The organism is Alteromonas gilva, from assembly GCF_028595265.1.
In the GTDB taxonomy this organism is placed as follows: Bacteria; Pseudomonadota; Gammaproteobacteria; order Enterobacterales; family Alteromonadaceae; genus Alteromonas; species Alteromonas gilva.
This window is the reverse complement of the sequence record NZ_JAQQXP010000001.1, coordinates 142,782-155,112: the sequence shown is the minus strand read 5'-3', so window position 1 is coordinate 155,112 and position 12,331 is coordinate 142,782. Positions and strand designations below refer to the sequence as shown.

Below are 12,331 nucleotides of genomic sequence, written 5' to 3'. Positions count from 1 at the left end.
GTTTAATAGCCAATACACCGTCGATATACAGAGCGCTAATTTAATCGCTGAAAAAAATAATCGCGCTCAATAATAGCGCCTTTGGCACCAATCACGATGCCTGCAACCCGGGCGCCGAATCCGGCAGCCACGCAGCAGTCCTCGCCGGCAAGGGTTTTGGCCAGGTAGCCGCCGATAAAGGCATCGCCTGCCGAGGTGGTGTCGACTACCTCAGCAACGGGTTTAACCGCGACACTAAAATGCGCGTTGTGCTGAGCAATTTCGACACTCTCGGCGCCGCGCTTTAACACGATTTCACGCACGCCCAGGCCCTGCAAAAAGGTAAACACCTCTTGCTCACTTTGATGACCATAAAGCTCGCGGTGATCATCGCCGCCCGGAAAAGCGATATCGCACAGCGAATAAAGCCGTTTTGTCCACTCTCTGGCCTGCTCAATGCCAGACCATAACTGCGGGCGATAATTGGGGTCGAATACTATTTTTGCGCCCGCTTGCTGATAACGCTTTAAACCACTAATGAGGATTTCGCGCTGGGGTTCATCGAGGATGGCAACGGTAATGCCCGACACATAGACAATGTCAAAATACACGTCAGGTAGTGCCGCCGTTGTGAGCATTTGACGGGCCGCGGAGTCGTTGCGCCAATAACTAAAACTGCGCTCGCCACTGGCATCGGTATTGACCAGGTACATGCCAACGGTTTTGCTCTGACTGCGGGCCACATATTGCGTATTGATCCCTTCTTCGGCAAAGCGTTCTGTCATCTCGCGGCTCAGTAGATCGGTGCCTACAGCGGTGAAGTAATTCACCTCGCAAGTGGGCAGGCAGCGTTTAAGGTAAACCGCGGTATTAAAGGTATCACCCGCAAACTGCTTACGCAGCGAATCATGGGTAAGCGGGGCAAGCTCCACCATACACTCACCAATAATCAGGCAGGTCGGCATAGCATTCTCCTTTTCAGCAAGCCAGACTACAGCAAATCACCCGCGTTAAGCGCCGAGCCGGTTTTCTTTTAACTGGTAAGTATCGCGGTAAATACCGCGAGCCGCTTCTTTGGCCAGTTCGGCCACTGCGGGTATTTGTGATTTGGGGAAGGTCACTGCCGGCGCAGTAACGCCCACCGACGCGATAACGACGCCGCGGTTATCGCGCACCGGTACCGCCAGACAACGCACGTCTTTGTTGTATTCCCGCTCATCTACCGCATAACCGAGCGCTTCGATTTTTTTCAGCTCTTCGCGCAATTCGTTAATATCGGTAATGGTATAATCGGTGTGCCTTTCCATGGGGTGTTCTTCCAGAATGAGTTCCAGATTATCGTAATACAGAAACGCCAAAAACACTTTGCCGCCGGCAGAGCAATGCAATTGCGCTTGCACGCCGGGGCGTTTGGACACCATCAAAGGGTTAGGGCTATCAACCACTTCAACAATCAGTATGCTGCCGTTATTGGGCACGGCCAAATGGGCAGTATGACCGCTCTTTAAGGCTAAACGCTGAATATGGGGTATCGCCAACTGATGCATGCGATCAGAATTAATAATATGTAACCCCAGCTTCATTAAGTCAGTACCACAATGGTAACGCTTGCCTTTCTTTTCGAGCATTTGCTCGTTACATAACGTACGCAGCAAGCGAAACAACGTGGTCCGGGGTAAATCCAAAGCCACTTCCAGATCGTGCATGGTCATACCGTTCGGATTGTTGGCCAGAATCCGAAAAATCTGACAAGCATGGTTCACACTGGGGATCAGATAACGTTCCATAATGACTTCCACCGGTTACAAATTTTTAACAGTCTAATACAGCTTACACCTGGCTACTATCGCAATGTGTCTGGCGGGTAGCTGTCCATGTCGCCGTAATCGAGGTTTTCGCCAGCCATGCCCCAGATAAAGGCATAGTTAGAGGTGCCTACGCCACAGTGAATTGACCACGGTGGTGAGAGCACGGCCTGCTCGTTATGAACAAAGATATGACGGGTCTCATGGGGTTCTCCCATAAAGTGACTAACGGCCTGACCATCATCTAAGTCGATGTATAAATAGACTTCGTTGCGGCGATCATGCTGGTGAGCCGGCATGGTATTCCATACACTCCCCGGTTTTAAGCGGGTTAAGCCCATCTGTAACTGACAGGTTTCTACCACTGAGTTGATCATTAACTGGTTAATGGTTCGCTCGTTACAGGTTTCAGGGCTACCCAGATTCAGCACTTTGGCTTCATCACGGCCCACTTTTTTATTCTTAAAGGCATGATGGGCGGGTGCCGAGTTAAGGTAGAACTTTGCCGGTTGGGCCGGATCGTCAGAGTAAAACGTCACCGACTTGTTGTCTTTTGCAAGGTACAGCGCTTCTTCGCGGGCCAGGGCAAACTCTTCGCCATCGGCCACAATTGTGCCGTTGCCGCCAATATTGATGATGCCAAGTTCACGGCGATCGAGGAAATGCTCGGCTTTAAGTGGATCGAGGGTTTCCAGTACCAACGGGCTGTCTGTCGGTACTGCACTGCCTACCATAAACCGTTCATAGTGGCTGTATACCCAGTATACTTTACCCGGCTGCATTAGTTTATCGACTAAAAAGGTGTCACGCAGCTCTGTGGTGTCGTAACCCTTTACCTCTTTTTGTCCTACCGCGTAGCGGGTTTCATATTCAGTTTTGTTTGTCATGCTAATAAATTCCTCGTAACGCGCTTATCGGGCCAGGAATCCGCCATCGACGGCGAGTATATGACCATTAATGTAGTTACTTGCAGCGCTGGCTAAAAATACCGCGGCGCCCTGCAAATCTGACGTTTCCCCCCAGCGGGCAGCCGGTATACGCTTGAGTATCTCGCTGCTACGTTCAGGGTCATCCTGTAATGCCTGGGTGTTGTCGGTGCGGATATAACCCGGCGCAATGGCATTGACCTGCACGTTGTGCTGGCCCCATTCGTTTGCCAGCGCTTTGGTAAGCCCTGCAACGGCGTGTTTACTGGCAGTGTAGGCGGGGACTGTAATGCCACCGCTGTAGCTCAGCATCGACGCAATATTGATGATTTTGCCGTGTTTACGTTCTACCATTTTTTTACCAATTTGCTGGCATAACAAAAACGTAGCATCCAGATTTACCTGCAACACATGCTGCCACTGGTCCAGGGGGAACTCCACCGCCGGGCTGCGATAAATCGTGCCACCGTTGTTAACCAGTATATCTATTTCACCGAACACGCCTTGCGCTTTCTCCGCCAGCGCCATTACAGCGTCGGTATCAGACAGGTCGGCTGCCAGCTCCACTGCTTCACCGCCCGCGCTGTTAATTTGGTTAACGGTGTCTTCGCTGCCACCAATACGGCTGCTGGCACAAACCACTTTGGCACCAGCCTGGGCAAGCCCCATCGCCAATGCCTGACCAATACCGCGGCTGGCGCCGGTTACCAGTGCAACTTTATCAGTTAAACCAAAATCTGGCTGACTCATAGGTGCTGTCTCCTGTTAATTTATGACGTTGCCTCGCTCCTGCTGCGAGGCTGATGTTTAAGTTAGTGTGGTCGCTGTCCCATATATGAACAAGTATTCCCCATTACCATGGCCAAATACCGGCCATTTGTTTCATATCTGAAACCAAGTCGACCTCTTCGGTACTTTTAGTGCCTCATCTGTGGCTTATTCCACCTCAGGGGATACGGCAACCGCGTAAACGTGCACCGGACCATGCATATTCGAACGGAACACCACCCACTTTCCGTCTGGCGTAAAGGTCACATTAGGCTCAAGTCGGTAATCGTGATTTTGCATATTCACCAGACGAGTCGCCTTTAATACAGCGGGCTTAATCAGATCTGCCGCATTGGGCGCGCTGATCCCCGCAACATCGTTGATGGGTTGCGATTCAAATAAATAAATCCATTTGCCATCCTCGGCCCGGGCCACCATTTCGGCATCGCCGCCGTCGCCGGCAAATAAGCTGCCATCGGGCGAGATGTTAAAATGCACTGACCAGTAATCCCGCGGCATGTGCCGCCAGACCCGCTCTTTGGTCTTCATGTTGTAGCTTGCCAACCAGAACACTTCGCCGCGCGGGGTTTGCAAGTCGTAGAAAATACGCTCGCCACTGGCGTCAAAAAACTCATGACCGGCAATTTCCATATTCATGGTGCGGTGATGCACTTTTTGATTCTCACTGCCGTCTATGCGCATGGTCCAGATACGGTCTACTTTGTGCCAGGGGCCTTCATGGCAGTACATCAGCTGACCCGGGTCGTCGGGCGAAAACTGAATATGGTTTAACCAGTCTGTCGCCTCATGTACTACCTTTTGCTCGCCGGTGGCAATGTTAAAGGTAAACATTTGCATGGGAATGCGCGCTTCGAGGCGCTCATTAATACGCACCTCTTTGGCATCGGCGAAACTAAGCGGTTTACCATCCGGACCAAGGGCTTCGTAGCGCGCTTCAAAACGGCTGTTGCGTGGGCCGGATTCCAGGTTATGTTCGCGCTCGGCCACTGCGCCCGCCAGCAGGGTTTCATTGCTGTTGATCGTATGTATTTTACCAGCCGGGATGGCCCCCAGCTCCTCAACGGCACCGGTATCTATATTCACCCGCAGTAGCTCGGTGGGTTGCTGCAACTCATTTTGCGGATGCACTTTTTGACCGTTGTCAGCCGCAATACGGGTGAGGTACACACTGCGGGTTTGTTTGCCAACAAACAAAATCCCCACATCAGGATGCTCATAGAGTCGTTTCACTGACCAGTCGCTCAAATCCACCACGGCGACACCGTTCGGGTTGGTCACCGAAATGACCATTTTATCTCCCTCTGCGGTGTAGGCATTCTGATGAAAATATAACGACCGTGAGCCGGGCTCCTCTGACACCCTTACGATACGGTGGCCAGTGTCTTTGTCGATCCAGGATTTGGCGATATCCGGCCCGCTATTGCTGGCCGGGGTTGTCGAGCAGGCCGCTAACACCATAGTTGCACCTGCCAGTATTGCGTGTAATGCCTTCATTTAGCGGCCCACCGTATTGTTGCCCCACAGCTTGTCATAGGACCAGCCCGACAAGTCTTCTACGATTGCCTGGTTCTCTTTACTTGGCGGCGCTTCCTGACCATTCTTAAAGCGCTCGATTTCGGCCATGAGCACCTCATGTGTTTCCTTACTGAGCTTAAACTTGGTGGACACCCAAAAGCCAAACACCAACACCACCAATGGGCCGGCGGCCAACATAATCACGATGGTTGAAATGGCCTCGCTGCTTTGCAGTTCTTCACCTGAGGCAAAGCCGCCCGCCTCGAGAATAACCCCCACCGACATCACGGCGATAGCCTGGGTTGCCTTGCGAATAAACGTCATGACGCCGGCAAAGCTGCCCTCGCGTCGACGAGCGGTAACAATCTGATCCACGTCGGCCATGTAGTTATAGGTGTTCCACGGAATGTAATTTAACGCGCCACGGCCAAAGCCGGCCACAACGACCCCGGCACCCAACCATAGCAAGCTGAACTCGTTGGTCATAAAGAACATCGCCAGTAGCAGTAAGATCCCCACAAAATAGAACACAATGGCGACCCGGTAGCTGGGCGCCGGGCCGAAACGCATCACCAGCGGAATAGCCAGTGCTACCGCCAGCAATTGTGCGATATAAGTCACCGCCATCATTTCTGACGCAATCACCACCGTACCGCCAATGGCAAATACCACAAAATAGGTAAACACGGCATTGAACACATCCTGACTAATATAACCGCCCAGGTACATGCCCAGATGCAAACGGAAGGCACGGATACGCAATGTGGATGACAGGTTTTTAAACAGGGTTTTGAGGGTACCGGTTACGGTCCAGTTCTCGTCTTTGGTAAGCTCTTCTTCGCTCAGCTCGCTGGCGTCGCGCTCCCAGGTGAAGAACCACACGCCAAAAACCACCAGCATGAATACCACGGAGAAAATCGACCCCATAATTAAAAACGTCGAGGCAGACTCTTTGCCACCGGCAATGCTGACAATCCAGCTGGGCAAAATACCGGCAAAAATAGCCGATACCTGACCAGTAAGAATACGCGCACCAGCCAGCTTGGCCTTTTTCTTGTAGTCATCGGTCATTTCCGCGGCCAGGGTCTCATAAGGAATGAGCACCCCGGCATAGACCAGTTCAAAAAACACATAGGTGATTAAGTAATACCAGTACTCCTGCCCGCTTACCCACATCAGGGCAAAACTGGGGAGCAGCGGAATGGCACCAATTAGAAACACCCGGCGGCGACCAAACTTGCGACCAATTCTGGTCCGCCCAAGGCCATCCGATATATGCCCAATCAGGGGGCTCGCCACGGCATCGAGAATGCGCGCAATGGCGAAAATAGACGCGGCCTGAACGGCTGATAAGCCACAAAATGTGGTATAGAAAAACAGGATCCAGCCGCTGATCACGGCCATCGAACCTGCACCTAAAATATCGTTAAGCCCGTAAGCAATATAATTGACCGGCTTGAGTTCACGACGGGTCATAACACACCCTCCCAGTTAACAGATTAAATACTGATTAGATGTAGCTATTCATAAATTCAACGAGGGCAAAAATAGCCATCGATTGCCCGTAGGGCATAGAGGTCAGCGGAATATCGCGATAGCCCTGCAGGTCGTCAAAGACCGGCGTGCCAAAGGACACCTGCTGAAGTTCGCCACTGTCGTCGATGTTTGCCAGTACTGCTTTAATGGCTTTGATAGCACAGGGCTGGTACTCGGCGCTGATGTAACCTTTGCGCACCGCTTTTAAGATGCCATAGGCAAATCCGGCGGCGGCCGAGGCTTCAAGGTACGAGTCAGGATCGTCCAACAGAGTGTGCCACAGGCCATCCTCGTGCTGCGTTTTCACCAGCGCTTTTACCTGCGCTTCCAGCGTTTCAATCAGGAACATACGCAGGCCGTCGGTTTCCGGCAGGTCGAGCAATTCAATGAATTCAGGAATGGCAATGGTTACCCAGCAATTACCGCGAGCCCACAGGGCATCGGCAAAATTATGACGACCATCGAAGGTCCAGCCGTGAAACCATAAACCGGTCTTACGGTCAGCCAGGTATTTTATGTGCAGCATAAACTGGCGCTTGGCTTCTTCTACATAGTGCGGGCGATTGAGCAGCAAGCCAATTTTAGCCAGCGGCATAACCGACATCATCAGCGTGTCGTCCCACAGCTGCTGATAGTTTTCTGAGTTAAACACAATATGCTGAATGCCATTTTCTTCGGTACGTGGAATACCATCCATGATCCACTCAGCCCATACATCGAGGTAGGGCAGGTAGCTGCGGTTACCGCTGCGTTCCTGCATATAGGCCAGAGTTAAGAACGGCGACATAGTGTTAACGTTTTTGGTGGGTGTGCCTTCGGCGAAGCGATTGGCAAACCACTCTTCAATAATCACCCTGGCTTTTTCGTCGCCGGTGATATCCCAGTATTTCAGCAATCCGTAAAGGCCAATGCCGTGTGTCCACTCCCAGTCGTTCCAGCCCTTGGTGTCGATAACCCGGCCATCATCTAACTTAAGCAGAAACTCGCCAGTATCGTCAGTAATGTTGACCAGATTATCAATGAGCTTATCAATGCTTTTTGTGACGGTGGCATAGTCAATGTCGTGAGCAATTGCAGGCATGTTAAATCCTTCTACTTTTATTGGTTTCAAAATAAACCGGGCGAGGGGCCTAAACACATAGAAAAAAAGCGACTGTCGCCAACGGTTTTAAATAAAATTGCGCTAAATAATTGACGTCACTGTACATCAATTTACATACTATTAACGCGAATTAACGTTTTTGTTTCAAATGCGAAATAGACTTTCAAATATGAAGCCTACCGATAAGCATAGCGCGTAAATTCAACACGTTATGATTTATGAGCCGAACCACCTCGCGGCGGTTCGGCTCATCTTAGCGGACTAGTCGAGGGCGTCGGGGACCAGCGCCAGGTTTTGAATGGCGGCGAGTCCCCACTGCGAGGCATCATTTGTTGACACCCAGGGCGCTTCATCGATTGGGTTCAGTACATCCGGCCCGGTAACGTGGGTGGTACTGAGGCGGTCCTGCTGGCCAATTTTGCCAGCGAACTCCTGGGTACGGCCAAACTCCTGCCAGGCCCGCTTGGCCAGTGCCGAATTACCCGTCTCTTTAGCGGTATAGGCGGTTAGTCGTGAGTGCGCGGCCGACAGATTGGGCCGCTTAGACATACCCAGCGCCGCCTCCTGAGTGGCCTTGTCGGCATTATATAAGCGACCGTATTCAAGCCAGGCCGCCTTATACGCAGGCACATCCAGTAGCTGGTTCAGCTCGGTATTCACTTCAATTAAGCCAAAAACCGCGCTTAAGTGGGAGATCCCCGGCTCGACATCGTCATAAGGCAACAATTTTTGTTTGTCGACGTCATAGCCAAAAGCGCCGGCGAAAAAGCCCAGCGGATGCTCGCCAATCACTCGCATGGCATCTAGCAGACGATCGCGGTATTTGTCATCACCGGTGCGCTCCCAGGCGGTCAGCCAGTTAGATGCCGTGGCACTCCAGTCAGTACCGGCACTAATTTTAGCCATACCGGGCATGGGATTCTGGCGCGCCACTTTGCGAGTCGGGTTAAGCTCACCGAGGGCCTTGTCGGCATTTATCACCTCGTTCAGTACATCGCCGGTGCGGTCGTCACCGGTAATGTAGTAATGAAAACGGCGGTAGGCAGCGGTACTGATCCGCAATTGCTTGGCACTGCAGCCCCAGTGCTGCACGTTGTGACGGGTACCGAGGCCCTTAAAGCGACCAGCGTGGTAAATATCCACATCGCGATTATGCCGGGTCATGTTTTCTGCCAGGTGGAATGTGGTGGGATCACCACTGCGTAAAAATGAATACCACAGCCATAAATCCGGCGACAACTCTGAGTTGTCCCAGGCGTAACCGCCAATATCGTAGCGCCACACATGGCGGTCGACATCGTAGGTGTGCATGACATCACCGAAGTTCCAGAAGCCATACCAATGGCGCTGCTCCACCTGGCTGCAATAATACTTCACCTGAAAGTCGAGCCGGTCCTCAATACCCGCTTTAGCCGGCGTTGAGCGGTCAGGCAGTGTCCATAATCCACCAAACACATTGGTTGCCAGATAATCTGCCGGTGCCGCTACAACTTGTGGCGGATGCGCGATGCTACTGGCCATCTCCACGGTTTTCTGGCGACTGGGCGTTGCATCCATAATGCCTAAGGTAAAATCGGTGGTACGCGCGACGCCATAGGCAGAACCGAATCCAGGCTCGTAGTCTTCGTAGATAATATTCAGCGCATCGAGCTGCTCATCATAGGTGTCCTGGCCCATGCCATCGTGGTAAAAGCGAACATCCATGGCAGGGGCTTCAGGTGAGTAGAACCAAAGGGTTGCCTCAGCCAGTTCGGCGCCGGCATTGCGAATGTCGACCTGGACCGGATGTAACTGCCAGAAATCCCGCATGCCAAACACAATGCCACCCGATGCGCCGCCAAGATAACTCACGCCTGAAGCGCGATGACCCTGGTCTGAGTCAATCCAAGCGTGACCGGGCTTGGTACGCTTTTTAATGGCAAAGCCATTGGCCGACAGCTGCGACAGGGTAAAATCGTTCCACACCGGAATCCAGTGCATGCGACTGCTTACCCGCTCATCCCATTCACTTAATGGCGGGGTTGCCACGCCGGCAATTTGTGCATCGCGCACGGCCTGGCCCGGATCGCGTCGCAGGCCGGTTATGCCTTTCACACCCTCTCCCCACAGGCCATCATCCTGACCCACGAAGCGTATATGTCGGTTATATAACTCATCACGCTGAACTACGTTAAAGCGCAAGCCTAAACCGCGAATAAAATCGCTTTGATCATCGCCGTCGTAAATGAACGTATGACTCAACCTGATTGATTCGCCGCCAGCATAACCATAGACACGCAGTGCGAAGGGGAGCCAGCTGCGCCCGTTGGGCAGTTTGTGTTTACCTTCTATTTTTACCACACTGCGTACCGGGCCACTTTGCTCAACCGTCACGCTCTCAATATTTGACTCGAAGGCGGTTACCGCCGCCGGTTGCTCAGGTTCGTTAACCGGTGCATCCTGCACCAGGCCAACCAGGCGCGCCGATTGACCAATGGTTTTACCGTTGCGGCGCATTTGTTGAATAAGATCGCGCCCCTGCTTACCTATGTGCACCTGCACCACACCGGTATCCAATACAAAATGATCGGACTTTTCGGTCACAGTGGTAGCAGCGGCAGGTTGCGGGCCTTTCCCGGCCAGTATTTTAAAATGATTGCCGGGCTGAGCACCGGCAGGGATCGCATGGGCTGTCCACTTTACGCTGCCATCCGGCCAGTAGGCGGTTGGCCAGCTTTGCAGTGGAATTGCAGTACCGTTTTCAGCGATGAGTTTGAGGGCATCAGATGGCTGGCGCTCGCCTTGTTTCCAAGGGTAGCCCCAGGTAGCACCACTTTGATAATCTGGCGCGTTGCCGTCTACCCAACTTAATGTGCCCGGAACGCGTTTTACTTTGGGTGTTTCAGCCACCTTACTGGCTGTGGTGGCGCAACCGCTTGCCGATAATGCCAGGGGCAACGACGCTGCCATGCTGCCCTGTTTTAAAAAAGTGCGTCTGTCCATCATATACTCCAACGCTTGCTAATTTCGCTCAATGCTTGCACGAAATTGAGCGATTTCTTTAACATTTTGTTAATTTATGATTAGTTTGTACCATAAAAGAATCAAATTGCGATAAATAAGCCGAAAACTATCGCATTAATTGATTCACATATGAAACTGACTCACAGTGCTATCCTGATCCACCATGAAGGACTTAAGCAATGAACAAACGTTGTCTGCATTTACTGTTTTGTGTGTTATTCCTTAGTGTGTTTAGCGGCTGTACTGAGCGGCTTGCATCACCCAATCCCCCACCTGATATGACGTCTTCCGAGCCGTCACCGAGCGCAGCGGTGAGCAAAGGCATGTTGCTCTACAGCAACGCAATGGCCAGTGCCGAGGACGTCTCTGACTGGGTAATGGAAGGGCCTGGTATACTGACCTTCGACGACGGCTGGATGCAAATGTCTTCGCCCAATGAAACCATGCACCATGTGTTTTGGTGCCCCGAGGAGTTTCCGGATAATTTTATTGCAGAGTGGCAAGCGCAACCTTTGAAAACAGATGCCGGGCTGACCATTGTGTTTTTTGCGGCAAAAGGGGCCAATGGCGAAAGTATCTTTGACCCGTCGTTGCCGGCCCGTGATGGTACCTTTAGTCAGTACACCGAAGGCAGCATTAACAGTTATCACATTTCTTATTACGCTAATGCCGCACATAACCCTGATCGTGGCCATGCAAATTTGCGCAAAAATAACACCTTTACCTTGTTACAAGAGGGAAAAGTCGGGATCCCGACCTATTCAGATCAGGTGCATCAAATTCGGCTGGTGAAACACCATAACCATATTCAGCTGTTTGTGGATGGCGACAAAGTGATTGATTACACCGACGACCAACCGGTCATAAACGGGGTAGATACCGGCGCCCCCTATACCAGCGGCCGCATCGGTTTCAGGCAAATGAAATGGACCCACTTTCAGTATCGTAATTTCAACGTCTGGGCAATTGATTAACCGTTACAGGTCCAGAGGTATTTAAATACATAGCGGGCGTCAACGCGCCCGCGGTAAAGGTTTACGCGACAATACTTTTAACGTATTGATTTAACGCGTCATCCTGACTGTTATCGAACAGGCAGCGCTGAAAACGTTCGCCGGTAAAGGCGACTTTAACCAGTTCCTGATCAATTTTACGCAGCGTATCAACAAAGCTGTCTTCTGCTAACGCGGTTTTTAAGTCGGCAAGAATGGCTGCATTTTTAACCTGTGGTTCGCGCCGTTCCACAGGATAGCCTTCGCCCCGTCCACCGGTCAGCGACTTTTCAAAAATATACCGGGCGTTGAGTTCAGCGCCCCAACCGAAGCCTTTGGCAAATGGCAGGGCGAGTGCATTGCCATTGTTTACCTGATTAAACAAAAACGCATCGGACGGATCGATACAGTATCCGCAATACACGCCAGGCTGAGCATTAAGCGACATCAGCGCTCCCTGACCCGTACCGCAGCCAGCAAACACAAAATCGACGGCCTTAGAATTTAGTAACGCACCGGCCATTATGCCTAAGTGAACATAAGTAAGATGATGATCGTCTTCACTGTTCATTCCCACGTTATAGACCTCATGGCCCAGGCCATCTGCAACGCTTTGCAGTTCGTTAAGCACTATTGAATTTTTTGACGCCTGGCTATTTTCCATCATCAACGCTATTTTCATGA

Annotated in this window: 10 protein-coding genes; 1 reads left to right on the top strand and 9 read right to left on the bottom strand. The window is 51.7% G+C overall.

Annotation, left to right across the window (positions count from 1 at the left end):
* Nucleotides 1–35 precede the first annotated feature (35 nt).
* The 8 genes from OIK42_RS00685 to OIK42_RS00650 form a co-directional block, all read right to left on the bottom strand.
* Nucleotides 36–944, bottom strand: a complete 909-nt coding sequence (locus OIK42_RS00685) for a sugar kinase (RefSeq protein ID WP_273637633.1) — start codon at nt 942–944, stop codon at nt 36–38.
* Between the two features lie 45 nt (nt 945–989).
* The gene (locus tag OIK42_RS00680; protein WP_273637632.1) at nt 990–1,766 is read right to left on the bottom strand and encodes an IclR family transcriptional regulator; all 777 of its coding nucleotides are present in this window, start codon (nt 1,764–1,766) and stop codon (nt 990–992) included.
* 56 nt (nt 1,767–1,822) lie between these two features.
* Nucleotides 1,823–2,671, bottom strand: coding sequence for a 5-dehydro-4-deoxy-D-glucuronate isomerase (kduI, locus tag OIK42_RS00675; RefSeq protein WP_273637631.1), 849 nt, complete (start codon nt 2,669–2,671; stop codon nt 1,823–1,825).
* Between the two features lie 24 nt (nt 2,672–2,695).
* Nucleotides 2,696–3,460: a 2-dehydro-3-deoxy-D-gluconate 5-dehydrogenase KduD gene (kduD, locus tag OIK42_RS00670; RefSeq protein ID WP_273637630.1), complete on the bottom strand. Its 765-nt coding sequence runs from the start codon at nt 3,458–3,460 to the stop codon at nt 2,696–2,698.
* 186 nt (nt 3,461–3,646) lie between these two features.
* Nucleotides 3,647–4,993 carry an oligogalacturonate lyase family protein gene (locus OIK42_RS00665; protein ID WP_273637629.1) on the bottom strand — a complete coding sequence of 449 codons (1,347 nt, stop codon included), beginning with the start codon at nt 4,991–4,993 and terminating at the stop codon, nt 3,647–3,649.
* Nucleotides 4,994–6,490 carry an MFS transporter gene (locus tag OIK42_RS00660; RefSeq protein WP_273637628.1) on the bottom strand — a complete coding sequence of 499 codons (1,497 nt, stop codon included), beginning with the start codon at nt 6,488–6,490 and terminating at the stop codon, nt 4,994–4,996.
* A 34-nt stretch (nt 6,491–6,524) separates the two neighbouring features.
* Complete coding sequence (bglB, locus tag OIK42_RS00655) at nt 6,525–7,631, bottom strand: beta-galactosidase BglB (protein ID WP_273637627.1); 1,107 nt, start codon at nt 7,629–7,631, stop codon at nt 6,525–6,527.
* Between the two features lie 282 nt (nt 7,632–7,913).
* A complete protein-coding gene (locus OIK42_RS00650; protein ID WP_273637626.1) occupies nt 7,914–10,634 on the bottom strand; it encodes an exo-rhamnogalacturonan lyase family protein in 2,721 nt (906 codons plus the stop codon).
* A gap of 200 nt (nt 10,635–10,834) precedes the next feature.
* Between OIK42_RS00650 and OIK42_RS00645 the strand changes: the two genes are divergently transcribed.
* Entirely contained in the window at nt 10,835–11,629 is a 795-nt protein-coding gene (locus OIK42_RS00645; RefSeq protein ID WP_273637625.1) for a DUF1961 family protein, read from the top strand.
* A 61-nt stretch (nt 11,630–11,690) separates the two neighbouring features.
* Here the strand turns inward: OIK42_RS00645 and OIK42_RS00640 are convergent, their stop codons facing one another.
* Nucleotides 11,691–12,329, bottom strand: coding sequence for an RpiB/LacA/LacB family sugar-phosphate isomerase (locus OIK42_RS00640; RefSeq protein ID WP_273641346.1), 639 nt, complete (start codon nt 12,327–12,329; stop codon nt 11,691–11,693).
* Between the last annotated feature and the right edge of the window lie 2 nt (nt 12,330–12,331).